The sequence below is a fragment of the Streptomyces sp. NPDC007856 genome (assembly GCF_042868225.1).
Lineage (GTDB): Bacteria > Actinomycetota > Actinomycetes > Streptomycetales > Streptomycetaceae > Streptomyces.
Genome location: NZ_JBIAEC010000004.1, coordinates 434,979 through 457,859, shown reverse-complemented (window position 1 = coordinate 457,859; position 22,881 = coordinate 434,979). Strand labels below are relative to the sequence as shown.

At 69.9% G+C, this 22,881-nt stretch carries 21 protein-coding genes and 2 pseudogenes; 11 read left to right on the top strand and 12 right to left on the bottom strand.

From position 1 onward, the window contains the following. The first annotated feature begins 42 nt into the window (after nucleotides 1-42). The 3 genes from ACFYOH_RS13270 (at nucleotide 43) to ACFYOH_RS13260 (ending at nucleotide 1,922) form a co-directional block, all read left to right on the top strand. The gene (locus ACFYOH_RS13270; protein ID WP_388624792.1) at nucleotides 43-447 is read left to right on the top strand and encodes a CBS domain-containing protein; all 405 of its coding nucleotides are present in this window, start codon (nucleotides 43-45) and stop codon (nucleotides 445-447) included. Between the two features lie 48 nt (nucleotides 448-495). Next, nucleotides 496-822 (top strand): SCO5918 family protein, encoded by a 327-nt coding sequence (locus ACFYOH_RS13265; RefSeq protein ID WP_388624789.1) that lies wholly within the window; start codon nucleotides 496-498, stop codon nucleotides 820-822. 539 nt (nucleotides 823-1,361) lie between these two features. Further along, on the top strand, nucleotides 1,362-1,922 hold the full coding sequence (locus tag ACFYOH_RS13260) for a hypothetical protein (RefSeq protein WP_388624786.1): 561 nt from the start codon (nucleotides 1,362-1,364) through the stop codon (nucleotides 1,920-1,922). A gap of 251 nt (nucleotides 1,923-2,173) precedes the next feature. Here ACFYOH_RS13260 and ACFYOH_RS13255 read toward each other — a convergent pair whose 3' ends face one another. Further along, the gene (locus ACFYOH_RS13255) at nucleotides 2,174-3,691 is read right to left on the bottom strand and encodes an MFS transporter (RefSeq protein WP_388624980.1); all 1,518 of its coding nucleotides are present in this window, start codon (nucleotides 3,689-3,691) and stop codon (nucleotides 2,174-2,176) included. Nucleotides 3,692-3,841: 150 nt separating this feature from the next. Here ACFYOH_RS13255 and ACFYOH_RS13250 point away from each other — a divergent pair, with 150 nt between their 5' ends. Continuing rightward, nucleotides 3,842-4,408 carry a TetR/AcrR family transcriptional regulator gene (locus ACFYOH_RS13250; RefSeq protein WP_388624784.1) on the top strand — a complete coding sequence of 189 codons (567 nt, stop codon included), beginning with the start codon at nucleotides 3,842-3,844 and terminating at the stop codon, nucleotides 4,406-4,408. A gap of 272 nt (nucleotides 4,409-4,680) precedes the next feature. Here ACFYOH_RS13250 and ACFYOH_RS13245 read toward each other — a convergent pair. The 3 genes and pseudogenes from ACFYOH_RS13245 to ACFYOH_RS13235 all read right to left on the bottom strand — a co-directional run bounded on the left by ACFYOH_RS13245 (nucleotide 4,681) and on the right by ACFYOH_RS13235 (nucleotide 6,556). Then, nucleotides 4,681-5,350 (bottom strand): annotated as a pseudogene (locus tag ACFYOH_RS13245) (nucleotidyl transferase AbiEii/AbiGii toxin family protein). A 5-nt stretch (nucleotides 5,351-5,355) separates the two neighbouring features. Further along, nucleotides 5,356-5,691 (bottom strand): hypothetical protein, encoded by a 336-nt coding sequence (locus ACFYOH_RS13240; protein WP_388624781.1) that lies wholly within the window; start codon nucleotides 5,689-5,691, stop codon nucleotides 5,356-5,358. A 298-nt stretch (nucleotides 5,692-5,989) separates the two neighbouring features. Then, nucleotides 5,990-6,556, bottom strand: a complete 567-nt coding sequence (locus ACFYOH_RS13235; RefSeq protein WP_388624779.1) for a nucleoside deaminase — start codon at nucleotides 6,554-6,556, stop codon at nucleotides 5,990-5,992. A gap of 116 nt (nucleotides 6,557-6,672) precedes the next feature. Here ACFYOH_RS13235 and ACFYOH_RS13230 point away from each other — a divergent pair, with 116 nt between their 5' ends. Continuing rightward, nucleotides 6,673-7,641 carry an antibiotic biosynthesis monooxygenase gene (locus tag ACFYOH_RS13230; protein WP_388624776.1) on the top strand — a complete coding sequence of 323 codons (969 nt, stop codon included), beginning with the start codon at nucleotides 6,673-6,675 and terminating at the stop codon, nucleotides 7,639-7,641. 34 nt (nucleotides 7,642-7,675) lie between these two features. Here ACFYOH_RS13230 and ACFYOH_RS13225 read toward each other — a convergent pair whose 3' ends face one another. Continuing rightward, nucleotides 7,676-8,722 (bottom strand): zinc-binding dehydrogenase, encoded by a 1,047-nt coding sequence (locus tag ACFYOH_RS13225; protein WP_388624773.1) that lies wholly within the window; start codon nucleotides 8,720-8,722, stop codon nucleotides 7,676-7,678. 208 nt (nucleotides 8,723-8,930) lie between these two features. Here ACFYOH_RS13225 and ACFYOH_RS13220 point away from each other — a divergent pair, with 208 nt between their 5' ends. Continuing rightward, complete coding sequence (locus ACFYOH_RS13220; protein ID WP_388624772.1) at nucleotides 8,931-10,316, top strand: FAD-binding oxidoreductase; 1,386 nt, start codon at nucleotides 8,931-8,933, stop codon at nucleotides 10,314-10,316. Here ACFYOH_RS13220 and ACFYOH_RS13215 read toward each other — a convergent pair. The 5 genes and pseudogenes from ACFYOH_RS13215 to ACFYOH_RS13195 form a co-directional block, all read right to left on the bottom strand. Beyond that, nucleotides 10,284-10,717: pseudogene (locus ACFYOH_RS13215) on the bottom strand (two-component sensor histidine kinase); the annotation flags it as partial. The gene ACFYOH_RS13220 and the pseudogene ACFYOH_RS13215 overlap by 33 nt on opposite strands. Before the next feature lie 5 nt (nucleotides 10,718-10,722). Continuing rightward, a complete protein-coding gene (gene meaB / locus ACFYOH_RS13210) occupies nucleotides 10,723-11,727 on the bottom strand; it encodes a methylmalonyl Co-A mutase-associated GTPase MeaB (RefSeq protein WP_388624769.1) in 1,005 nt (334 codons plus the stop codon). A gap of 14 nt (nucleotides 11,728-11,741) precedes the next feature. Further along, nucleotides 11,742-13,916 (bottom strand): methylmalonyl-CoA mutase, encoded by a 2,175-nt coding sequence (scpA, locus tag ACFYOH_RS13205; RefSeq protein ID WP_388624766.1) that lies wholly within the window; start codon nucleotides 13,914-13,916, stop codon nucleotides 11,742-11,744. Next, nucleotides 13,916-15,715 (bottom strand): methylmalonyl-CoA mutase family protein, encoded by a 1,800-nt coding sequence (locus tag ACFYOH_RS13200; protein ID WP_388624763.1) that lies wholly within the window; start codon nucleotides 15,713-15,715, stop codon nucleotides 13,916-13,918. The genes scpA and ACFYOH_RS13200 overlap by 1 nt, the downstream gene beginning before the upstream one ends. 85 nt (nucleotides 15,716-15,800) lie before the next feature. Further along, the gene (locus ACFYOH_RS13195) at nucleotides 15,801-16,301 is read right to left on the bottom strand and encodes a MarR family winged helix-turn-helix transcriptional regulator (protein ID WP_388624760.1); all 501 of its coding nucleotides are present in this window, start codon (nucleotides 16,299-16,301) and stop codon (nucleotides 15,801-15,803) included. Between the two features lie 138 nt (nucleotides 16,302-16,439). On the opposite strand from ACFYOH_RS13195, the gene ACFYOH_RS13190 reads away from it, so the two are divergent. Next, a complete protein-coding gene (locus ACFYOH_RS13190) occupies nucleotides 16,440-16,955 on the top strand; it encodes a YceI family protein (RefSeq protein ID WP_388624758.1) in 516 nt (171 codons plus the stop codon). A gap of 9 nt (nucleotides 16,956-16,964) precedes the next feature. Here the strand turns inward: ACFYOH_RS13190 and ACFYOH_RS13185 are convergent, their stop codons facing one another. Next, nucleotides 16,965-18,674, bottom strand: a complete 1,710-nt coding sequence (locus tag ACFYOH_RS13185) for a hypothetical protein (RefSeq protein ID WP_388624755.1) — start codon at nucleotides 18,672-18,674, stop codon at nucleotides 16,965-16,967. Between the two features lie 279 nt (nucleotides 18,675-18,953). Here ACFYOH_RS13185 and ACFYOH_RS13180 point away from each other — a divergent pair, with 279 nt between their 5' ends. The 4 genes from ACFYOH_RS13180 (at nucleotide 18,954) to ACFYOH_RS13165 (ending at nucleotide 21,766) form a co-directional block, all read left to right on the top strand. Then, nucleotides 18,954-19,343 (top strand): cell division protein SepF, encoded by a 390-nt coding sequence (locus ACFYOH_RS13180; protein WP_388624753.1) that lies wholly within the window; start codon nucleotides 18,954-18,956, stop codon nucleotides 19,341-19,343. Nucleotides 19,344-19,555: 212 nt separating this feature from the next. Further along, nucleotides 19,556-20,752 carry an AAA family ATPase gene (locus ACFYOH_RS13175; protein WP_388624751.1) on the top strand — a complete coding sequence of 399 codons (1,197 nt, stop codon included), beginning with the start codon at nucleotides 19,556-19,558 and terminating at the stop codon, nucleotides 20,750-20,752. Then, nucleotides 20,749-21,111 carry a nucleotide pyrophosphohydrolase gene (locus ACFYOH_RS13170; RefSeq protein WP_388624749.1) on the top strand — a complete coding sequence of 121 codons (363 nt, stop codon included), beginning with the start codon at nucleotides 20,749-20,751 and terminating at the stop codon, nucleotides 21,109-21,111. Before ACFYOH_RS13175 ends, ACFYOH_RS13170 begins: the two co-directional genes overlap by 4 nt. Nucleotides 21,112-21,277: 166 nt before the next feature. Then, complete coding sequence (locus ACFYOH_RS13165; protein WP_388624746.1) at nucleotides 21,278-21,766, top strand: DUF6099 family protein; 489 nt, start codon at nucleotides 21,278-21,280, stop codon at nucleotides 21,764-21,766. A 51-nt stretch (nucleotides 21,767-21,817) separates the two neighbouring features. On the opposite strand, the gene ACFYOH_RS13160 is transcribed toward ACFYOH_RS13165, so the two are convergent. Next, nucleotides 21,818-22,735, bottom strand: a complete 918-nt coding sequence (locus tag ACFYOH_RS13160; protein WP_388624744.1) for a D-alanyl-D-alanine carboxypeptidase family protein — start codon at nucleotides 22,733-22,735, stop codon at nucleotides 21,818-21,820. Between the last annotated feature and the right edge of the window lie 146 nt (nucleotides 22,736-22,881).

The following is a 22,881-nucleotide window of genomic DNA, read 5'->3' as shown; positions in this document are numbered from 1 at the left end:
CTTCGTGATCAGGAAGCCCGCCAACTCCGCAGGAGGCACCCTTTGACGCTGGACCAGACGCAGTTCCGCCCGGCGAGCGCCCACCCCGTGCACGGCACGGTGGCCGACACCATGGACACGGCCGGACCGCAGGTCTGGGAGGACATGACCGTGGAGGTGGCACTGTCCGTGATGACCGCCGCCCGTACAGGTCATCTGGCGGTCTGCGACGAGGACGGTCTGCGCACCGGCCTGGTCACCCGGGCCGGGCTCACGGCCGTTCGTGACGGCTCCGGATATACGGACCGGATCCGCCTGCGGGACATCGCCGACGTCATCGGGCCCTTCGCCCCGCCGCTGACCACTGGGGCCGAAGCCGAACGTGCGATGCGCTGCCGCTGGCTCGGGGCCGCACCCGTGGCCGACGAACACGGCAACGCTCTGAGCGCCCTCGCCCTTTCCCGCTGAACCGCCCTCACCCCCCCGGCCCCGTCTTCTCGTCTCCCTGGAGGCATCATGCGCTGTGTCATCGCCCGCTTCCCGTTCGACCTGACCAAGAGCGGCGTGGTGGAATCGATGAAGGGCGTCAGACCCGAGCCGGTCACCGGTGAGTTTGTCATCATCGGACGACGCCACTACCCCGCCAAGCAGGTCGGCCAGGTCATCACCCGTCAGGACCGCCGTGATTTCAGCACCGGCGAAGTCCTCAGGGCCATGACCCAACTCGGCTTCACCTGCCGCACCCGCCCCGCCGCCGCAACCGCGCCCATGGCCGGCCCGTACCAGCGGGCGTCCGTAACGCTCGGTGCTCCCCCTGTCCGCCTGACATACGGACAGGTGTGAGCCGAACCGAGCAGTGAGGCCCGACCGGCGTGTGCCGGGCGGGCCTCACTGTGTGCCGTGTCCTGGTGGGTCAGTGGCCGGAGTAGCTGAAGTCGCCCACGGTCCAGGCACTGACGTCCTCGATCGCAACGCGGTACATCCCGCCCGTCTCCGGAACTCCCACGACGCCCTGCTGGATCCGGGCGACGTGGAAATGCAGATGGGCATTGGACGGCGTAGACCACCGCGCCCGCGCTGTAGAGGAGACCGCCGGTCACTGTCAGGGTGACCACGGCCGCACAGGGACCATCGCGGCAGCCATGATGTGATCCGCCGGGGAGACCGGCTACGGCGTCCCCAGACACCACTTCCCGTCCTGTCTCGTTCTTCTGGGCATCATCGGCAACCATGATCATGCTGAGAGCCTGCCCGTGACAGCGTCCCTCAAGGTCGGTCTCGCCACCAACTGGGCCTGCGGAAGCCGTGTAAGCCGCCTGGCCATGGGAAGGACCAAGGTTTCCGAGCGCGTATCTCCGCCCACCTACGCCCAAGGACCGCCGATGCTTCCCGAGTTCCCCTCCCACGCATCCGCCCGCCTCGCAGATCAGCTGGAACAAAGATTGGGGCTGCCCTCACCATTCGAAACCGGCCGTTTCGATGTGGAGCGTGTCGCCGGCATAGCGGTCCTCGCGGCGGCCCACTCCGATGGCTACGCGGCCACCGCGCATCTCCTCGGACTGCTGGCCGCGCTCCCCGCCCCCACCGACGCAGGAGAACCTTTTTGGTCGAACCTGTGGAGATCCTCGGGCACCGCCTACCTGCTGCCGACCAATATCAAGGACCTGGTGCTGCGTTCGCTGGCCGGAGAGGGAACCGGTCTGGCCGGACAGATCCTCTCGGCCATAGACGAGATGACGCCTCCCCAGCGCGTTGCGGCCGCGGAGGTGATCGGCCAGGCGCTCGCCGAGTCCGACCACCTCCCGGATCTCAAAACACAGGTCATCGGCGAACTGTGGCTCCGGGACCTGGAACTCACCGCCTGGCGCGTTCTTCACGCGGGCCACAAGGCGCCCGATGCGGCCGGACGTAACGCCTTCATCGAAGCATGGACGAGTGTCTGACTCCGGCCGAGCCGGCACACGCAAGCATCCGAATTCATTCGGGACGTTCGAGCAGTGACCTGTGATCGAACGAATCCTGGCACGACTCGGACGGTGGTGGGAGGCGTCGGTCAGGTGGTCCTTGCCGAGAGGACGGGTTCGTGATGGCACGGCTGCGGCCCGTGGGCGCACGGGCTCGCCGCACTGTCCTGGTTCCTGAGCACCGACGGTGGCACTGTGCTGACCTGCGCACAGGGGGCCGGTGACGCCGCCTACGACCCGTACCTGCGGGGCAGCGGCTTGACAGCCGCACTCGCGGGGCCTTCTCGATATCGCCGGTACCTCGGTCTCGTGGTGACCGCACCTGGATCAGTGGAACGTTGCGGCGCCGCGGAGCCTTCCGTGGGCTTGGACCTGGCCAGCCACAGGCCGGTGAACACGGCCGTGGCCAAAGTCACGGTGCCGGCAACGAGGAAGGCGCTGTTGAGGCCGGTCGCGAAGGAGGCGCCGCCGGATTGCCGGGTGCGGACGATGGCTCCGAGTACCGCCACGCCGAGCACCGCGCCGATCTGCCGGGTGGTGCTGCTGATGCCTGAGGCGAGGCCGCCTTCCTGCGGGCTGACTGCTTGGATGGCGGCGCCTGTCAGTGGGGACAGGCCCAGTGCGAAGCCGATGCCGGCGACTCCCAGCCGCCACCACACGTTTCCGTAGCCGGTGTCGGCGTGCACCATGCCGAGCGCCAGCAGTCCGAGGCCGGCCAGGGCCAGGCCGGTGGAGACCACGATTCGGAAGCCGTACCGGGCGGCGAGTCGGCCCGCGTGCGGGCTGACGATCACCATGGCGAGGGATACCGGCAGGGTCTGCAGGCCGGCGCGCAGGATCGAGCTGCCCTGGACGTACACGAAGAACTGGGAGAAGAAGAACGACGAGCCCATGAGCGCGAATCCCACCACGACCATGGCGGTGTTGGACACGGTGAACAGGCGCTGCCGGAACAGCCGCAGCGGCAGCATCGGAGCGGAGCGACGGGCTTCGACGGCGACGAAGGCGGCGAGGAGGATCACCGCGGCGGCGAAGCTGCCCAGGATGACCGGTGAGGTCCAGCCGCGGGCGCCGCCCTCGATCAGCCCGTAGGTCAGTACGCCCACCGCCAGAACGGACAGCACCGTGCCCGGGATGTCGATCCCGGGGGCGCTCGGGTTGCGGGACTCGCCGAGGTGGCGCAGGCCGACCAGCAGCAGGACCACGCCGATGGGCAGATTGACCAGGAAGATGGCGGGCCAGCCGAAGGCTTGTGTCAGCACGCCGCCGGCCACGGGGCCTGCGGCCAGACCGATTCCGCTGAGTCCGGCCCACAGTCCGATCGCCTTGATTCGTTCTTGCGGCGTGGGATAGGCGGCGGCGAGCAGGGCGAGCGAGGCAGGGCTCAGCGCCGCGGCCCCGATGCCCTGCAGCACCCGGCCGGCGACCAGCCAGCCGAGCGAGGGCGCGAGGCTGCACAGCAGCGACGCGGCGGTGAACACCGCCACTCCGGTCAGGTACACCCGCTTGCGGCCGAAACGGTCGGCGAAGACACCGCCGGACAACAGCAGCATGGCGACCAGCAGTACGTACGCGTCGACGATCCATTGCAGTCCGGTCAGCTGAGTGTGCAGCCGGTGCTGCATATCGGGCAGTGCCGCTCCAACGATCGTGTTGTCGAGCAGGACCATGAATTGGCCTAGGCAGGTCACCGTGAGCGGCACGGCCCGGTTTGATCGACTGCCTACGGTCGTATGCGATGCGGCTATGGGATCCCCCTCAATCGTTGGTTGCGCCATGTCGCGGTCGAAGCGGGTGGCGATACACCTGAGCGCCCTAAAGCAGTCAGCAACTGCGTTAGATGACTTTAGGGAAGATCGCCTCGCAAACGCAAGTTCCGACTGCGTTAAGCTGGGGGCATGAACGAGCGACAGCGAGCCCGGCGGCCCGGCGGGCGCAGCGCCCGCGTCGGCGCGCAGGTGCACCAGGCCGTCACCGACCTGATCAGTGAGCGCGGCTACGGCAACTTCACCGTCGGCGAGGTCGCAGCCCGCGCAGGCGTAGCCGACAGCAGCATCTACCGCCGGTGGGGCAGCCTGGAAACCCTGCTCACCGACGTGGCGCTCACCCGCCTCAATGCGCAGTCGCCGATGCCCGACACCGGGAGCCTCGCCGGCGACCTGCGCACCTACGCGGCCCAAGTGGCCCGCGAGATCACCGGACCCGACGGTCCGGCGGTGCTGCATCTGGCCGTCGCACTGTCGAGCCGCGGTCAGCAGGGCCTGCAGGCTGGTGCCGACCTCCGCGCCGAACGCACCCGGCAACTGCAGTCCATGCTCGATCGCGCCCGCGACCGTGGCGAGCACGCACCCGACGCGTTCGAGGTGCTGGACCACATCCTGGCCCCGATGTATATCCGCGTCCTGTTCGGCATTGTGCCGCTCACCCCGGACTACATCGACGGGCTGGTCGACCGATTGCTGTGACCTCAACCCGGTTCCCGCGATCGGCCCTCGGACGCGGTGCCAGGGCTCCGCGAGGTGCTCGCCGACACGCGCCCGGCCGGCTCAGGCATCCGGCCCTTGGCCGGCTCACGCGGCCTGGCTGAATCCGTCGGTCGGCGGGCCGTTGCCGCGGATCAGAGTGAAGTCGACGTCCAGGTGCGGGTCGTAGGCGTCGATCCAGCTTGCGTATGCTCCGAAGCACAAGAGTCGGCGTCGAATCATCGTTCGCAGCTATGGTCTCCCCGGGGGCTTGATCAGTCGTTGTCCGGAGCACCGCCCTCTTCGAGGAGACGAGCAGCGAGGTCGTCGGCCCATTCCACAGCCCAGGTGCGGAGAGCGGTGATTGTGGTGTCATCGAGCCCGTAGGCGGCGAACGCTTCGTCGTCAGTCCACTCGGCGCCCGTGAGATTCGACTGCAGGTCCTCGCGCTCGAAGCGGCCACGCGCGTGACGGCGGCCGAACTCCTCCAGCTCGGCATTGGTCCTAGCGGCGCGAGGCTGCGAACACGTCGATCAGTCACGGGGTGCTCCGCGGTCGGCGAGGGCGCGGACCTTGGTCCCGATCACATACCTCCTCCGCGAGCGCGGGGCCGTACGCGCTCTGGGTGACCGGCCGCCAGAAGATCTCCTTGAGGATGTCGACTTCGCATTCCTGCCTCGTGATTGGGCCGGTCACGGTGAAGCGGGCGGACAGCGGAGCGGTCTCCAGCGCCTGCACCTTCCAACCGCGGGCTTCCAGGCCGGCCCGGAGCGTGGCCGCGATGTCGGTCATGGGCGCCGGGTTCTCGGTGGCGACGTCGAGGTCCTGGCTGGGGCGGTTCACGAGATGGTGCGCCCGCACGGCGTACCCGCCGGTGAGAACCAGGCGGTACGGGGAGCCGAGGGCGATCACGTCCGCCAGGAGCCGCGTGTGCAGCTCCGGCATGTCCGTCACGCGGCTGCCCGGGTGCGGGAGGCGAGCTGGGGGAAGGCGTCTTCCCAGACGGTGCGCACGGTGCGACCGACGAGGGTGCGCAGCACAGGCCACAGCTGGAGGAGCAGGTCCCGGTTGAGGTACCGGGGCAGGTCATCACGCAGGCCCTCGTGCAGGACGGTGCGGTACAGGCCCATGCGCTGACGAGGCTTGCTCATGTCGTACGAGGTCATTTCGTCCAGCGACTCCGGCAGACGCCGCCGGAACTTCTCCCGATACAGCGCGAGGTCCTCGGCATCCGCGGGCGAGAAGCCCCTTGATACGGATGCAGAGTGCGGGTCGCTGGAGGACATGAGTCCATGATGACGGCCGGAGAGGTGGTGCGGGCCATGATGTGAGGATGGAGGTCTGGAGCGCGCGAGGCGGATCCCTGGGAGTGATCTGGTTTGCCGCAGTCTGCTCCGTCCTGAGCAGCACGGACTGTCCGCCGTGACGCTCGTTTGACGCTGTGGGTGCCTTCAAGCTGCACAGCGAGCCGAGAAGGCGCCTCTGACCTGGCCTTTTCTGCGGCTCGCTCAGGCCGACACCTTCCCGATGACGCATCACGTGGAGTGCGTGGCGATTCTGGAGCCCGCAGCAAAGGACCTCTGATCAGTAGGCGTGCCGGTCGGGCTTCGTCTCCCAGGCTTCGTATGCGCTCGCACCCAGTTCCGGGTGGATCTGCTCGATGTGGATCCGGCGCCGGTCCCACGGCTTCTGGAAGTCCTCGTACTGGAAGGCGTCATCGAAGCCGATCTTCGCCGTGGCGTCCAGGTCGCAGCTGAAGTAGACGTTGTCGATGCGCGACCAGTAGATGGCGCTCATGCACATGGGGCACGGTGCGCCACTGATGTAGATCGAGCAGCCCTGGAGCATCCGGGCCCGTTCCGGGACCGCGTCGGGGGAGCCTTCGGGGCGCGGCACGTATTCCAGGGTGCCCTCGTTCTGGTGCTCTTCCGAGATGGTGGGCGCCTCCTCGTTGAGGAGCTGGGACGCCTTGCGGATGGTCTCTATCTCGGCATGCGCGGTCGGGTCGCCGGTCAGGAGGACACGGTTCTGGCCGCGGGCGATGATCTCGCCGTCCCGGGTGAGCACGGCGCCGAACGGACCGCCCCAGCCGTGCTCCACCGACTCCGTGGCCAGCCGTACCGCTTCCGTCAGGAACTCCTTGTGACCCATGACGACCTCCACTCCGCACCGGCTCGGGTATTCGGCTCGATTACACAGGGTTCCAATAGATTGATGGTATTTGCTCCATTTGTCTCATAAGTCCCTTTATGGCTACGCTACTCCGTATGAGCACCAGCGCAAACCGCGGCCATGGTGCGGCCGGAGCAACCGTGGTGACCTCGCAGAAGGTCGTCCCCGGTCGCGAGGAGGACTACAAGCGCTGGCAGGAACAGGTGAACCGGGCCGTACGGGCCTTCGACGGCTTCGAGGGAACGGAGCTCTACCCGCCCGACTCCGCCGAGGACAACGAGTGGGTCGTGGTGTTCCGCTTCTCGGACGTCGACCGGTTGAGCGCCTGGCTTGAATCGGCAACGCGCCGAGAACTCCTCGATGACAGCCGCAACTTGTTCGAGGAGGAACCCTCCCAGGAGGTTCTGCGCGGAGGGCAACCGGCTCAGGAAGCCGTGACGGCCGTAATCTCCCACACGGTGCGGCCAGGTCGCGAGCAGGACTTCGAGCGCTGGCAGGAAAAGGTCCTGAGGGCCCAGCAGAAGTACCGGGGCTTCATGGGATCCGAACTCTTCGCACCCGTCGAAGGCATCCAGGACCGCTGGGTCGCTGTGTTCCGGTTCGACACCCGCGAACACCTCGACCAGTGGCTGAAGTCGGATGTCCGCAGGAAACTGCTGGACGAGGGGCGCGACTACTTCGCCGACTACGACGTGCGCCAGATCGGGTCGGCCTTCAGCGGATGGTTCCGCTTCGGTGAAGGGGAGCAGGCGGGTGTCCCGCCCAACTGGAAGCAGGCCATGTCCGTTCTTCTCGCGCTCTACCCCACCGTCATGGTGCTCAACCTCACCGTAGGCCGCGCCTTCACGCATGCCGGCGTTGCGGGATACCTCGGCCTTTTCATCTCGAACGTCCTGAGCGTTTCGATTCTGACCTGGCTTCTGATGCCACTGGTCGTCAACCGCGCTCTGGCCTTCTGGCTGGCACCCGACCGACCGCATTCGCGCCGCACCGACCTGGTGGGTACGGCCGTGGTGGCGGTGTGTTACGCGGCGCTCCTCGCGGTTTTCCGTCTCACCGGCTGAGTTTCGGTCTCACCGTCAGGCGTATCATCCGCCGTCAACCGCCAAAGTGAATCAGCGGCTTGATGATGCCATCGGCCCCGGTCTCCATCATCCGGAATGCCCTTTCGACCTCGCCGAAGCCGAACGCGTGGGTCGTCATCGGGGTGGGGTCCACCCTGCCGTGCTCCATCAGCCGGAAGATCCGCCTCAGGCGCTCCCTGCCCCCTCGGTTCAGCCCACCGTGGACATGCTTGTCGGACATCCCGTATCCGAAGGGCTCCAGCGGGATCCTCAGTGGTTCAGGCACCTCGCCGTGGTAGCCGACATTGGAGATGTGGCCGCCCGGCTTGGTGACGCGGAACGTCGCCTCCCAGGTACCCGGTGTGCCCAGCGCCTCGATGGCCGCGTCCACACCCTGCCCGTCCGTCAGTTCAAGGATTTGCTGGACGGGATCGCAGCGTGTGTGATCGACGATCACATCGGCGCCGAAGTGACGGGCCAGTTCCTGACGCTCGGGCCGCGATTCGACGGCGATGATGAATCCGGCGCCGCGCAGCCGGCACCCGATGGTGGCCGAAAGTCCCACCGCTCCCTGAGCGAAGACGGCGACGGTCTGCCCGAAGTCGAGCTCAGCGTGTTCGGCGGCGACGAATCCGGTCGACAGCATGTCCGTCGCGTACAAAGCCTGGTGGTCGGACAGTGCCTCGGGAATCGGAGCGAGATTCGCCTGTGCGTCGTTCACCAGGAAGTACTCCGCCAGGTTGCCGTCCCGCTGCACGGTGAACCTGGCTCCACCCATCATTCTGCCTCCGCACTGCGAGGACAGACCGCGCTGACAGAATTCGCACCGAAAGCAGGGCGTGACTCCGCCCACCGCCACGCGTTCACCTTCGGTGAGTCCTTCCACCGCGGAGCCGAGCGCATGGATCGTTCCCACCGCCTCGTGTCCCAGGGTGACATCGGAGGCGACCGGGATCGCTCCCCTTACCGTATGGACGTCGGAACTGCAGATCATCGCGGTGGTCGTACGCACCACGGCCTCATTCGGGCCCGGTTCCGGAACGCGTTTGTCGACTACGGCGACCTCGCCGACGTTCCTCATGACGAAGCATTTCATGGTGTCTGTGGGCAATCCCTGCCGGCCACGAGTCGTTCCCCTGCGGGTCGCGCGGTAAGCTGTAAAGGCCTGAACCGGCCTGGCTCATCACTGGATGGCGACGTGCTTTCAGCGTCGTGTACAACGGCGGTCTCCGCAACTCCTCCGCTCGAGGGCGTGCAGACCGCGCGGGTGCCGGGGCAAGGAGTGCGGGATGAGCCGCTACACGCAGATTCACGGTCTCGGGGAACTGTCGGTACGGCGGAACGACGCCGGTTACGAAGACATCCGCAGGGCCGTCGTGTGGAACTCGTTCGCACCGGCGCGGTTCCCGGACGTCATCGTTCGCGCGGCGTCGGCCGGTGATGTCAGGGAAGCGGTGCGCCTGGCCCGGTCCCAGGGCCTCCAGATCGCCATACGGTCGGGGGGACACAGCTGGTGCGGGTCGCCCCTGCGCGACGGGGGCATGCTCATCGACCTGTCCGGGCTGCGCGGCTGCGCCGTCGACCCGGCCTTGGGGACGGCGACGGTGCAGCCCGGCGTCACAGGCGTGCAGCTCACCTCGGAACTCGGCCGTCACGGACTCGCTTTCCCCACAGGGCACTGCGGGTCCGTCGCCGTCGGCGGATACCTCCTCAGCGGAGGGCTCGGCTGGAATTCCGGGGCCCGCGGGCCGGCGTGCGCCAGTGTCGAGCAGATAGAAGCCGTGACCGCGGACGGGGAGCCGGTCACCTGCAGCGAGAGCGAGCACAGGGACCTGTTCTGGGCGGCCCGGGGAGCGGGCCCCGGATTCTTCGCCGCGGTCACCGCCTTCCGCCTCAGGCTGTATCCCCGCCCCGGCGCGATCACGAGCACCAGCTGGGCCTGCTCCCTCGCGAACGTCACCGAGGTGACGCACTGGGCCACCGAGCTGGCCGCAGGGCTCTCTCCGAACGTCGAGTTGAGCTTCTCTCTCGGCACGGTGGACCCCGGTACAGAGTCAGGCCCCAAAGGGGTGACCGTCACCGGCACCGCCTTCGCCGCGTCGCGGCAGGAAGCAACCGAGTTCCTCCGGCCGCTGCGTGACTGTCCGCTGCGCCAGAGCTCCCTCTCCCGTCGACTGGACGAGCCGACGACGTTCGAGGCCCTGTACGACTCCTCCGCCGCCCTGTGGCCTCCTCAACTCCGCTATGCAGCGGACACCCTGTGGTCGGACGCCGACTTTCCCACACTGCTCAGCGAGCTCGCGGATGTCGTGGACTCGGCACCTTCGAACAGATCGCTGGTCCTCGCACCGTTCTCGCCGGCAGGCCGGCCGCCGCCCGACATGGCCTTCTCCGTGCTCGGGGAGAGCTATGTCGTTCCCTACGCCGTCTGGGACGACCCCCGCCAGGACGCCGCCAACATCGGCTGGCTGCGGGAAGCGATGCACAGGGTGGAACCCTTCGGAACGGGGCACTACATCGCCGAGGCGGACCTCACCGCGGCATCGTCCCGCGCCCGCCGCTCCTTCACCGAGGACGACTGGCAGCGCCTGCGGAACCTGAGAACGCGGTACGACCCGGACGGAGTCTTCTGCTCCTACCTGTCACCTGCCGACGTGCGGGGAGATCGTGGGTAGTTCCACAGTGATGCGGATCCCGCCGGCGGGGCGCGGGGTGAGGGTGAGCGTTCCGTCGTGTGCCTGGGTGATGGCTCTGACCATGGTCAGTTGCAGCAGGAGCGTTTGCGATCCGCTCGTGGGGGTGATGCCGCCGCGGGTCTCGATGGTGACGCCATGCTTTTCCGCGAGGGGGAGGAGGTTTCGGTGGCTTCCTCCGCCAGGAGGGACAGGTCGACCTGTTCTCGGGTGAAGGACCGCTGTTCGGCGCGGCTGAGCAGGAGCAGCGCCTCGGTGAGGTCGATCGCTCGGGTGTTGACGTCGTGGAGGCGGTCGCTGATCTCGCCGGTGTCGCGGTCCGGATCGGTGCGGGTCACGTCGAGAAGCGTCTTCGAGATCGCCGGCGGGGTGCGCAACTCGTTGCGGCTCAGTCGGCCGGCGGCGGAGCCGTACGCACGCCGAACGCCTCCAGAATCCGTTCCGCCGCCAGGGTCGCCGTCAACCGGCCCTCTCTGACCTGCCGTTCGAGGTCCGGCGCGGCCTCGCGCACCGCCGGGTCGGCGTGGAGGCGGTCCAGCAGTTCGTCGCGGACCATCGCCCAGGTCCAGCCGACCTGCTGAGCGCGCCGCTTGGCGGTCAGCCTGCCGGTGGAGTCGAGCAGGGTGCGGTGCTGTTCCAGGCGCTCCCAGACCGTGTCCAGGCCCGTCGACTCACGGGCGCTGCAACTGAGCACCGGCGGGCTCCAGAACGCCTCCTTGCCGTGCATCAGGCGCAGCGCGCCCGCCAGTTCACGGGCGGCGGCCTTCGCGTCGCGCTCGTGCGGTCCGTCGGCCTTGTTGACGGCGATCACGTCGGCCAGTTCCAGGACGCCCTTCTTGATGCCCTGCAACTGGTCGCCGGTGCGGGCCAGGGTCAGCAGGAGGAAGGAGTCGACCATCTCCGCGACCGTCGTCTCCGACTGGCCCACGCCGACCGTCTCGACGAGGATCACGTCGTAGCCCGCCGCCTCCATGACCACCATCGACTCCCGGGTGGCCTTCGCGACCCCGCCCAGCGTGCCCGCGCTGGGGGAGGGGCGGACGAAGGCGGCAGGGTCCACCGCCAGGCGCTCCATCCTCGTCTTGTCGCCCAGGATGGAGCCGCCGGTACGGGTCGAGGAGGGGTCGACCGCGAGGACCGCGACCCGGTGGCCCAGCGAGGTCAGCATGGTGCCGAACGCGTCGATGAACGTCGACTTGCCGACACCCGGCACCCCGCTCACGCCGATCCGCCGCGCCCGGCCGCTGTGCGGAAGGAGCTGGGTCAGCAACTCCTGAGCCAGCGACCGGTGCGCGGGGCGCGTGGATTCCACGAGCGTGATCGCGCGGGCCACGATCGCGCGCTTTCCGTCGAGCACGCCCTTCACATACGTGTCGAGATCGATCGATGCCACCCCGAGAGCCCCCGCTACAGTTCGTGGCCCAGGTCGGCCGACAGCCGCCGCACCAGGTCGTAGGCCGCGTCCGGGATCACCGTCCCGGGCAGGAACACCTCCGCCGCGCCCATCTCCCGCAGCGTCGGCACGTCCTGCGGCGGGATCACCCCGCCGACCACGATCATGATGTCCTCGCGGCCCTCCTCGGCGAGCTTCTCGCGCAGCGCCGGGACCAACGTGAGGTGACCGGCGGCCAGCGAGTTCACGCCGACCACGTGGACGTCCGCCTCGACCGCCTGCCGGGCGACCTCCTCCGGGGTCTGGAACAGCGGGCCGACGTCGACGTCGAAGCCGAGGTCGGCGAACGCGGTCGCGACGACCTTCTGGCCGCGGTCGTGGCCGTCCTGGCCCATCTTGGCGACCAGGATGCGCGGCCGGCGCCCCTCGGCCTCCTCGAAGGCGTCCACCAGGGCACGGGTGCGGTCCACGTTCGGGGACTTGCCTGCTTCGTTGCGGTACACGCCGGAGATCGTACGGATCTGGCTCGCGTGCCGGCCGTACACCTTCTCCAGGGCGTCCGAGATCTCGCCCACGGTGGCCATGGCGCGGGCCGCGCGCACGGCCAGTTCCAGCAGGTTCTCCTTGCCCTCGGCGGCCCGCGTCAGCGCGTCCAGCGCGTCCCGGCACGCGGTCTCGTCCCGCTCCTCCCGCAGTCGCCGCAGCTTCTCGATCTGCTGGGCGCGTACGGCGGAGTTGTCGACCTTGAGGACCTCGATCGCCTCGTCGTTCTCCACGCGGTACTTGTTCACGCCGATCACCGGCTGGCGGCCCGAGTCGATGCGGGCCTGGGTGCGGGCCGCGGCCTCCTCCACGCGCAGCTTCGGGATGCCGGCGTCGATGGCCTGCGCCATGCCGCCCGCCTGCTCGACCTCCTGGATGTGCGCCCAGGCCTTGCGCGCGAGGTCGTACGTCAGCTTCTCCACGTACGCGCTGCCGCCCCAGGGGTCGATGACCCGGGTGGTGCCCGACTCCTGCTGGATGAGCAGCTGGGTGTTGCGGGCGATGCGCGCCGAGAAGTCGGTCGGCAGGGCCAGGGCCTCGTCGAGGGCGTTGGTGTGCAGCGACTGGGTGTGCCCCTGGGTCGCCGCCATCGCCTCCACGGCCGTACGCGTGACGTTGTTGAACACGTCCTGCGCGGTCAGCGACCAGCCCGAGGTCTGCGAATGCGTGCGCAGGGACAGGGACTTGGAGTTCTTCGGCTCGAACTGCGAGACCAGCTTGGCCCACAGGAGCCGGGCCGCCCGCATCTTGGCGATCTCCATGAAGAAGTTCATGCCGATCGCCCAGAAGAAGGACAGGCGCGGTGCGAACGCGTCCACGTCCAGGCCCGCTTCCCGGCCCGCGCGGAGGTACTCCACGCCGTCCGCGAGCGTGTACGCCAGCTCCAGGTCGGCCGTCGCGCCCGCCTCCTGGATGTGGTAGCCGGAGATGGAGATGGAGTTGTAGCGGGGCATCCGCTGCGAGGTGTACGCGAAGATGTCGGAGATGATCCGCATCGACGGCTTCGGCGGATAGATGTAGGTGTTGCGGACCATGAACTCCTTCAGAATGTCGTTCTGAATGGTTCCGGCCAGCTTCTCGGGCGGTACGCCCTGTTCCTCCGCCGCCACGATGTACAGCGCGAGCACCGGCAGCACGGCGCCGTTCATCGTCATCGACACCGTCATCCTGTCCAGCGGGATGCCGTCGAACAGCTGCCGCATGTCGTAGATGGAGTCGATGGCCACGCCCGCCATGCCGACGTCGCCGGTCACACGCGGGTGGTCGCTGTCGTAGCCCCGGTGCGTGGGCAGGTCGAAGGCGACCGACAGACCCTTCTGGCCGGCCGCCAGGTTGCGCCGGTAGAAGGCGTTGGACTCCTCGGCGGTGGAGAAGCCCGCGTACTGGCGGATCGTCCAGGGCTGGTTGACGTACATCGTCGGGTAGGGGCCGCGCAGATACGGCGCGATGCCCGGGTAGGTGCCCAGGAAGTCCAGGCCCTCCAGGTCACGGCCGGTGTACAGCGGCTTGACCCCGATGCCCTCCGGGGTCTCCCACAGCGGCTCTTCGCTCCCGGCCGCCCGCGCGACGGCCGCACGCCACTGATCGGCACTGCCGTCGGCGACCGGCGTCCCCAGCTCGATGCCGGAGAAGTCGGGGATTCCCATCAGGACACTCCCATGCGGTCGAGGGTCGCGGACAGCACGTCGATGGCGTCGCAGCCCGCGAAGACGTACGAGTCGATGCCGGCGTACTCGCCCCGGCCCGCCAGGAACACATGCCGGGCCCCGGCCGCCCTGAGCGACTCGGCGGCCTGCTCGGCCTGTTCGGCGTAGAGCGCGTCGCTGGAGCACAGCACGGCCTCGGTGGCGCCGCTGTCCTCGAAGGCGCCCTCCGTGACCGGCTCGATGCCGCCGGCCTGGAAGAGGTTGGCGGCGAAGGTCGCCCGCGCGGTGTACGCGGCGGCCGAGCCGAGGGTCGCCAGGAAGATCCGGGGGCGGGCGCCGGTCGCGGCCAGGTGGGCGTCGGAGCGGGCGCGCAGCTCCTCGTACGCCTCGTCGCGGCGCACCCGCGACAGACCGCCGGACGGCGGCTCGGGCGCGGGCTCGCGCTCCACCGGCTTCTCGGCCAGCAGCGGGAACTCGCTGACGCCGGTGATGGGTTCGCGCCGCTTGGCGAGCTTCTTGGAACGCTCCGCCCAGGTCGTCGCGAGGTCGGTGCGCAGCCGGCCGGAGCGCAGTACGGCCGCCTGGCCGCCGTCGCGCTCGATCGTCCGGAAGAACTCCCAGGCGGCCTGGGCGAGTTGGTCGGTGAGCTGCTCGACGTACCAGGAGCCGCCCGCCGGGTCGATGACCCGGGCCAGGTGGGACTCCTCGATGAGGATCGTGGAGGTGTTGCGGGCGATCCGGCGCGCGAACGCGTCGGGCAGGCCGAGCGCGTGGTCGAACGGCAGCACGGTCACCGAGTCGGCGCCGCCGACCCCGGCGGCGAGCGTCGCGACGGTCGTGCGGAGCATGTTCACCCACGGGTCGCGGCGGGCCATCATCACCGGCGAGGTCACCACGTGCTGCACCTGCGCGCCGGGGGCCCCGCAGACCTCGGCGACCCGGGCCCACAGCCGGCGCGCGGCGCGCAGCTTGGCGATGGTGAGGAACTGGTCGGCGGTGGCCGCGTAGCGGAACTCCAGCTGCCCGGCGGCCTGTTCCACGCTCAGCCCCGCCTCGGTGAGTTCCCGCAGATACGCCACACCGGTGGCGAGGGAGGCGCCCAGCTCCTGCGCGGCCGAGCCGCCCGCCTCGTGGTACGGCAGGGCGTCCACGGTGAGGGCGCGCAGCCCGGGGTACTGCCCGGCGCAGCGCGCGGCCAGGGCGGCGTACGGCGCGAAGTCCAGCGCCGTGCCGGTGCGGGCCTCGTACCCGAGCGGGTCGCCGCCCAGATTGCCGCGTACGGCCTCGGCGGCCACGCCCTTGTCCGCGGACAGCCGCAGCAGCGCCTCGGCGGCCCGCACGGTGTCCCGGCCCGCGTCCAGGACGACCGGCGCCAGGTCGAGGTAGACCCCCTCCAGCGCCCGGCCCAGCCCGTCGACCGGGATGCCGCCCTCGCCCAGCACCAGCCACAGCGAGGTGCCGCCGTTCTCCAGGTCGGCCAGCACGGCGCCGTCCGCGAGGGCGGTGTGCCGCTGCCGTACGTCCCAGCCGCCCGCGGTGTTGCCCTCGGGGCGGCTGCCGCGCACATACGGCGCGAAGCCCGGCAGACCGGGGTCGGGCGCGGCGTCGCGCGCGGTGTAGAGAGGCCGGGTGCGCAGCCCGTCCTCCAGCGTCGTGGACAGGGCGTCCTCAGCTGCCGCGCCCGAGACTTCCTTGCCCGACTTGCGCAGCACGCCCTCGACCAGGCGTTGCCACTGCTCGTGCGTCGCGTCAGGGAACTCGGCGGCCAGTGAGAGCCCGTCGTCAGGCAGGACCGTCATGGCTCGGATGCTAGGGCAGCATGCTCAAGTGAGTGCAGCGCGGGGGCTGTGAGGTTTCCCTCCTTGCGCTTGTGACCTGCGCCGCTCAGCCGCCGGCGGGCTCTTTGTCGAGGTCCGGGACCAGCGCGCACATGGCCGCGCGCTGGTCGGGGCCCATCGAGTCGGCGAGGGCCTGGCGGACGGTTCCGGCGAGCAGGGTGGACGTCTCGTTCAGGAGGTCGCGCGCCTTGTCGGTGAGGGTGACCTGCACGCCGCGCTTGTCGCCGCACACCGAGGTGCGGACGACCAGGCCGGCCCGCTGGAGGCAGGCGATCTGGTAGGTGAGCCGGGTCTTGGGGCGGCCCAGGAGGTCGGCGACCTGGGTCATGCGCAGTCCGGTGCGGGGCTGTTCCGCCAGCAGGCACAGGACCAGGAACTCGTCGTGCGAGACGTCGAGGGTCTCCTTCACGACCGACCGCAGCCGCTGCTCCACGGCGCCCGTGGCGGCCAGCAGGATCATCCAGGCGCGCAGCTCCGGGGGCAGCAGGCCGTCCGCGGAGGCGGGACATTCGAGCCGGTCGGCGGGGTGCGCGTCGGATGCGGACATGGGTCGAGTCTACCTGTTGTCCAATTTTGGACCAGAAGGTTGGTCAGTTTTGGATGAGTGGGTTGTTCAAATTTGGATGAGGCGCTAGCGTGAGCGTCAGTCATCCAAATTTGAATCACCTGAATCCGGAGTACGACCATGACCGTCGCCGTGCAGACAGGCACCTGGCAGCTCGACCCGGCCGCTTCCACCGTGGGACTGCGGCACAAGACCATGTGGGGACTCGTCACCGTGAAGGGCACCTTCACCGCTGCCTCCGGCGGAGGTGAGGTGCACGCCGACGGCTCGGCCACCGGCACCGTGACCCTGGAGGCGGCCTCCCTGGACACCAGGCACGCCAAGCGGGACACCCACCTGCGCTCGGCCGACTTCTTCGACGCCGACAACCACCCCGAGATCACCTTCGCCGTCCGCGGCGCCGACCGCCTCGACGGCGACGGCGTACGGGTCACCGGTCAGCTGACCGTGCGGGGCGTCAGCAGGCCCGTGACCTTCACCGCGCACCTGAGCGAGGCGGGCGCCGACGCGCTCACCCTGGACGCCGAGTTCAGCGTCGACCGCGACCAGTTCGGCATGGGCTGGAACCAGCTGGGCATGATGCGTGGCCTGACCACGGTGACGGCGAAGCTGCGCTTCACGCGCGCGCGGGCCTGAGCCGCCGGCTCAGCCCTTCATGCCCAGCTCGGCCCGGCTCACGTCCTCGGTGGAGAGCGTCTGCGGGGTCGCCGTGAAGGCGCGCAGCCGGATGTGCGTGGCCTTCTTCCCGGGCAGGGGGAAGCCGCCCTTGGGCGCCCGCAACTGGACCGTCGCCGTGGTGTGCGCGGGGATCGTGGCCGGACCGTGCGCGAGCGACCAGTACCGGCTCATGCCCTGGCCGGTCGTCAGCATGTAGTGCGGGGTCAGCGAGCTGCTCCCGGTGTTGGTGACCTTCACCGTCAGGGCCGACAGAGTGTGCGCCGAGGAGCGCCGGGCAGCCGTGACGTCCATCCGCAGCGGCGGCTGCCCCGTCACCGCGAGGGTCGCGCTCACCAGCGCGGGCAGCACCAGTACCGCCACGGCGGCGGCCAGCGCGGGCCGGCGGCGCCGGCCCGTCAGCCACCGGGGGCGCGGCTGCCAGGCGCTCCTGAACTCCGACAGGGGCACGGTGATCGCCGCCGCCAGCCACAGCGGCGTGTACATCAGGTAGTAGCCGTCCTGGGACCGGGTCGCCAGGTAGAAGGCACACCAGGGCAGCACGGTCGCGGCCGGGCCCAGCCGCCGTACGAACAGCACGAACAGCGCCAGCAGGGCCGCGGCGAGCAGCATGCTCGCGTGGCCGTACCAGTCGAGCCGGTCGCTGCCGTGGGTGAAGTACAGGGAGATGTCGACCAGACCCTGGCCGTGCAGCACCGCGCCCTGGGTCAGCGGCAGCGCGATGCCCCGGAACCACGGACCCGGCTCGGTCACGATGAAGTACGCGTTGATCAGCAGCCAGGTGAGGACCGCGATCCCGGCGATCCGCAGCACCACCCGCGTGGCCGCCCGCCCGTCGAGCTCACCGCGGCGCACGGCGTAGATCCCGGCCAGCAGGAACGGCGTGACGAACCAGGGGAGTTGCTGTGCCGCGCACGCGGCCCCGATGCACGCGGCGCGCGCGATCCCGGCGGGACCCAGCCGGCCGCCGGCGCCGAACCGCGGCCAGCGCACCACCACCGGGATCAGCAGGACCAGGCCCACGATCGCCGGGTAGCCCTGACGGGCGTACATCGGCAGGAAACTGAAGCCCAGGCAGACCATCGTGGCCGCCGACCGCCACGGCGTCGGCAGCAGCCGCCACAGCATCACCGCGCCCACGATCAGTACGACCGTCACCGCCAGCGTCGCCGGCGCCCCGGCGTGGCCGAGCCACAGGAAGGGCGCGGTGAGCAGCGGTGTCAGCGGGGGATAGCCGTACGTGTAGTCGTAACCGCCGGTCGTCGTCGCGGTCAGGGCGACGCCCTTGATGTGGAAGAGCCACGGCCACGGCTGGTCGTACACCAGGTGTCCGCCGACGATCTGTTTCGCGGCCTGCGTGGTCAGGACCGCCTCGTCGCCGCCCGCGTGGTTCAGCGCCCAGGCGCACAGGGTGAGCGCGATCGCGGTCACCAGCACGACGGCGTCGAGACGGGCCAGCGAACGCGCCCGGCGGACCGTCAGCGTGAGCACGCCGGTCACCAGGATCGAGGCGTAGCAGACGGAGATGACCCCCGCGAGGGCCAGCCTGTGCGTGGCCGCCTGTGTCCATACGGAGCGCGTACCGATGAACAGGCTGACGTCGGCGAGCAGCGTCAGCACGCGATGCCACTGCGCGGGGGGCTCATGGAGTTCCGCGCGGGCGACCGGTACGGCGGACACCGCCGACCGCGTCCGCCGGCCAGCTGTCACCTGCTGTGTTTCTGCCAAGTGCACGGGACCGGACGCTATCGGGGGTGGATGACCGACACGTGGCCCGGGGTGAAGAGAACGGTATGAGAGAGGTAAGAAGCGGGTGTATTCGTACATGTGCCTCAGGTTGCTCCGGGCGAGTTGACGCCGGATCGGTCGCGCAGTGTGTCGCTGTTGGGCCGAACGGGTGACTTGGCGTAAGAATTGGCTGGTGCAGGCATCGAGTGCGAGTCAGGTCGGGGGGAGCCGGTGAGCCGCTACGACGTCACCGATGAACAGTGGGAAGGGCTCGCCCAGGTCGTGCCGCTGCGGGGCCGGGACGCCTGGCCGTCCGCGGTGAACCACCGCTCGCTGCCGGACGCCGAGACCGAGACGCGGCGCCGGTTCGTCGTGCTGCGCGTCAACGTGTTCGCGGACGCCCGGGAAGTCGCCGAGACCCTGATGGCCGGCGCGCCGGTCCTGCTCGACCTGACCGGCGCGGAGACCGAGGTCGCCAAGCGCGTCCTCGACTTCAGCACGGGCGTGGTCTTCGGCCTGGGCAGCGGGATGCACCGCGTCGACCGCAACGTGTTCCTCCTCACCCCACCCGGCACCGAGGTCAGCGGGCTGATGGAGGGGGCTGGGGTGTCGGGCGGCTGACCCCTGGCCCCGGCGGCCGAGGGGGTGCTCGGGGTGGCTGAGTTTGCGGTGGCCGTGTGGTGGGTGCGTGGCCGGAGGGCGCGGGTGCCGGTCGTCCGGTGTCACTCGACCGAGTGTCTCCTGGTCCCGTTTGGGCCCGCCCGGCCGCCCGTTCGTAGGAAGGTCTCGGCAGGAAACGGTTCGGCAGGTGGGGCGGGCTTTACGGTCCCGGCATGGCCGTGCCTTCCGTGTCCGCTGAGTCCCCCGCCGTCGGCGCGCCCGCCGGAGCCGTCCCCGCGCGGTCCCGGCGGTCCCCCGATGTACGTGCCCGGATCACCGAGCTGCGGCTGTCGGCGTTCGCCGGGCATCGGCGGGCCGGGTTTCCGCTGGGGTCCGTCACCGTGTTCGCCGGGCCCAGTGGGGCGGGTAAGACGACGGCGCTCACGGCGTACGAGGCGCTGGCCCGGCTCGGTGGCGGAGCCTCGCTCTTCGAGGTGTTCCCGGACCCGGTGGCCTGTGTGCCGCAGCGGGCGCGCCCCGACGCCGGCGGGCGGCGCGGCTTCCGGATCGGCTGCACGGCCGACGGCGCCGAGGGGCCGGTCCGGCTCGACGTGGCCGTACAGGCCGAACCGGACCTCAGGATCGTGGGGGAGCGGCTGACCGCGGGCGGGGTCGTCCTGCTGGAGACCGCCCTGCGCGATCCCGGGCGCGGTACCGTCCAGGCGGCCTGGTACACGGCCGGCTCCGCCCCGGTGACCCGCGCCCCACTCCCCGACGACCGCCTCGGCACCGCCCTGCTGCCGCTGCGCGTGGCCGGCAAGACCGACGGGCAGCGCCAAGTGCTGGCCGCCGCCGAGCAGATGGTGGTCGCCCTGCGCTCCGTCTTCCCCTGCGACCCCCGCCCCGAGCGCATGCGCACCCCCGTGCCCACCGGCTCCGGCCGGCTGCTGTCCGGCTGCGACAACCTCGCCTACGTGCTGTGGCGCACCCGCGCGGAATGCGCCCGCCGGCACGGCCTGCTGGTCGACGTCCTGCGCGCGGGCTGCGCCGGGCCGGTGACCGATCTCGTCGCGGAGCCGCTGCCGGACGGCACGGTACGGGCGCTGCTCGACCGCGGCGACGGACTGCGCACCGAACTCGCCCGGCTCGGCGACGGCGAACTGCGCTATCTCGCGCTGGCGCTGGTGCTGCTGACCGGGCCCGGCGTCCTGGACGTGGACACCCCGGGCGAGGTGCCCGACGCCCTGCGCACCCTCACCGTCCTCGCCGACGGCTTCGACCGCGGCCTCGACCCCGCCCAGCGCCGGGAGCTGCTGCGGACGGCCGTCCGGATGGGCGAGCGCGGCCACATCCGGTGGGTGGGCGCGGTGAGCGACGCCTCGTGGGCAACCGGGACCGAGGGCGTCACAGTGGTACACCTGGACGTGTGACGGAACCCCTCGACCTGGCCCGACTCCAGCGCAGGCTCGCCGAGTTCGCGGCCGCGCGGAACTGGCAGCCCTACCACACGCCCAAGAACCTCGTCGCCGCGCTCAGCGTGGAGGCCTCCGAACTGGTCGAGATCTTCCAGTGGTTGACACCCGAGGAGTCCGCACGTGTGATGGACGACCCGGACGCCGCGCACCGGGTCACCGACGAGGTCGCCGACGTCCTCGCCTATCTGCTGCAGTTCTGCGATGTCCTCGGCATCGACGCACTGGCCGCCCTGGCCGCCAAGATCGACCGCAACGAACGGCGCTTCCCGGTGCAGGGGGCGCACGGCGCGTCCGAGCACCCCCCGGAGGGTTGAACTCCGGTATCACGCTCCGGAGTTGAATCGCCTGTCGAATCCGAATTGTTGTCCACAGATTTCCGTCTACCTCTGGCTTTTCGCCCCGAGCGGTTTCACTCTGGGTAGTGACCAAGAGCGTTCAAGCGGGCGTGCGAGGAAGCACGCGGAAGGACGGGGGCGACGCATGGATGCGATACGGCTCATCCTGACGAGCAGGCGTGCGCTGGCGTGCGGCGCCGACGCGGCCGAGATCATGGCGGAGGTGTGGCAGGCGCAGGCCCTGGCCCAGGCGATCGGGAGCCGGCTCGCGGTCTCCGGCCCGCCCGAGCTGCGCGGCGAGGCGCTCGGCCTGACCGAACTGGCGGGCCGTGGCTGCGGAGTCCTGGACCCGCCCGAACTCGACCTGGGCGACCTGCGCGCCGCCCAGCTCACCGAGCTGGCCGACGCCCGCGAGACCCTGCTCAGCCTCGGGAGCCTGCTCGGCGAGGTCGGCATGGCCCTGGTCGGCATGGCGAGCGCGGCCGACGACGAGACGACGTACTGGCAGTGCATGGAGGCCATCGACGCGGCCGACGAGTCCCGCGACCGCGTCCTGGAGATGCTCCGCAAGCTGGCGGCGCGGGAGGAGTCATTGGAGGAGAACGGCAACCAGAACAGCCCGTCGGGCGTGTGACCCGGCCGAGAGGCCGCCGCCGTGCACCACGGCGGCGGCCCCCCGGCTGCCTCAGCCGCTCTGCGTGAAGCCGTAGTCGAGGATCTTCGCCGCGTCCTGCAAGCGCTGGTCCGCGGAGGTGTCGGCGAGCACCGTGCCCACGACCGTCCGGCCGCCCCGGGTCGCCGCGAACACCAGGCAGAACTGCGCCTCCGGTCCGGAGCCGGTCTTCACGCCGATCGCGCCCCGGTAGGAGCCGAGCAGCTTGTTGGTGTTGTCCCACGGCTGCATGGCGTGCGTTCCGCCGCCCGGCCGGTAGGACTGCATGTCCTTGTACTCCTTGGTGCCGACGACCTTCTTGAAGGTCGCGTTCTTCAGCGCGACCCCGGCCAGCTTCGCCAGGTCGCGCGGCGAGGCGAAGTTGTTGCCGTTGGACACCCCGTCGAAGGAGTCGAAGTGCGTGTCGGTCAGGCCCAGTTCGCGCGCCTTGGCGTTCATCCCGGCGATGAACGACTTGGTCCGCTGGTCCGTCGTCGACCCCGTGCCGTAGGTGTCCGCGAGCGCGTAGGCCGCGTCGCAGCCCGAGGGCAGCAGCAGCCCGTACAGCAGGTCGCGCACCTTCATCGAGTCGCCGAGGATCAGGTGGGCGCTGGAGTAGCGCTGGGTGTGCGTGGTGGGGTCGATGACGTAGTCCGTGTACTCCTTCTTGATCCTCACCTGGCGGTCGAGGTTCAGATGGGGCTGGGACAGCGCCACCAGCGCGGTCATGATCTTCGTCGTGGACCCGGTCCGCAGCCGTCCGTCCGGCTCCTTGCCGAACAGCGCCTTGCCGGTGGCGGGGTTCAGCGCGAACGCTCCCTGGGCCGACACCTGCGGTGCCGTGGCCGCCTGGGCGGGAGCGGCCGCGAGGACGCCCGTACCGAGAACCGCACCCGCCAGTGCCGCTACGACGGCTCTGCTGCCGGCGCGGACCTTGTGGCCGTGGGACATGGTTCCCCCTTCAGCCAGTGGTCAGTTGACGGTCGATCACTATGCCGTAGGTGTGAACGACTTGTGTGTGGACTGTGGGCTCCGCCACAGCGCGCAACTGATCAAGGCCCCGGGGGGGATGACGTGGCCACGATGAGAAAACCGGT

Excerpts from the sequence above, each read along its gene's own strand:
- ACFYOH_RS13225 (WP_388624773.1), bottom strand. The coding sequence starts at position 8,722 with ATGAGGAACGTCGGCGAGGTCGCCGTAGTCGACAAACGCGTTCCGGAA.
- ACFYOH_RS13190 (WP_388624758.1), top strand. The coding sequence starts at position 16,440 with ATGACCGTCGCCGTGCAGACAGGCACCTGGCAGCTCGACCCGGCCGCT.
- scpA (WP_388624766.1), bottom strand. The coding sequence starts at position 13,916 with ATGGGAATCCCCGACTTCTCCGGCATCGAGCTGGGGACGCCGGTCGCC.
- ACFYOH_RS13265 (WP_388624789.1), top strand. The coding sequence starts at position 496 with ATGCGCTGTGTCATCGCCCGCTTCCCGTTCGACCTGACCAAGAGCGGC.
- ACFYOH_RS13160 (WP_388624744.1), bottom strand. The coding sequence starts at position 22,735 with ATGTCCCACGGCCACAAGGTCCGCGCCGGCAGCAGAGCCGTCGTAGCG.
- ACFYOH_RS13230 (WP_388624776.1), top strand. The coding sequence starts at position 6,673 with ATGAGCACCAGCGCAAACCGCGGCCATGGTGCGGCCGGAGCAACCGTG.
- ACFYOH_RS13165 (WP_388624746.1), top strand. The coding sequence starts at position 21,278 with ATGGATGCGATACGGCTCATCCTGACGAGCAGGCGTGCGCTGGCGTGC.
- ACFYOH_RS13200 (WP_388624763.1), bottom strand. The coding sequence starts at position 15,715 with ATGACGGTCCTGCCTGACGACGGGCTCTCACTGGCCGCCGAGTTCCCT.
- ACFYOH_RS13260 (WP_388624786.1), top strand. The coding sequence starts at position 1,362 with ATGCTTCCCGAGTTCCCCTCCCACGCATCCGCCCGCCTCGCAGATCAG.
- ACFYOH_RS13240 (WP_388624781.1), bottom strand. The coding sequence starts at position 5,691 with ATGTCCTCCAGCGACCCGCACTCTGCATCCGTATCAAGGGGCTTCTCG.
- ACFYOH_RS13195 (WP_388624760.1), bottom strand. The coding sequence starts at position 16,301 with ATGTCCGCATCCGACGCGCACCCCGCCGACCGGCTCGAATGTCCCGCC.
- ACFYOH_RS13220 (WP_388624772.1), top strand. The coding sequence starts at position 8,931 with ATGAGCCGCTACACGCAGATTCACGGTCTCGGGGAACTGTCGGTACGG.
- ACFYOH_RS13175 (WP_388624751.1), top strand. The coding sequence starts at position 19,556 with ATGGCCGTGCCTTCCGTGTCCGCTGAGTCCCCCGCCGTCGGCGCGCCC.
- ACFYOH_RS13250 (WP_388624784.1), top strand. The coding sequence starts at position 3,842 with ATGAACGAGCGACAGCGAGCCCGGCGGCCCGGCGGGCGCAGCGCCCGC.
- ACFYOH_RS13235 (WP_388624779.1), bottom strand. The coding sequence starts at position 6,556 with ATGGGTCACAAGGAGTTCCTGACGGAAGCGGTACGGCTGGCCACGGAG.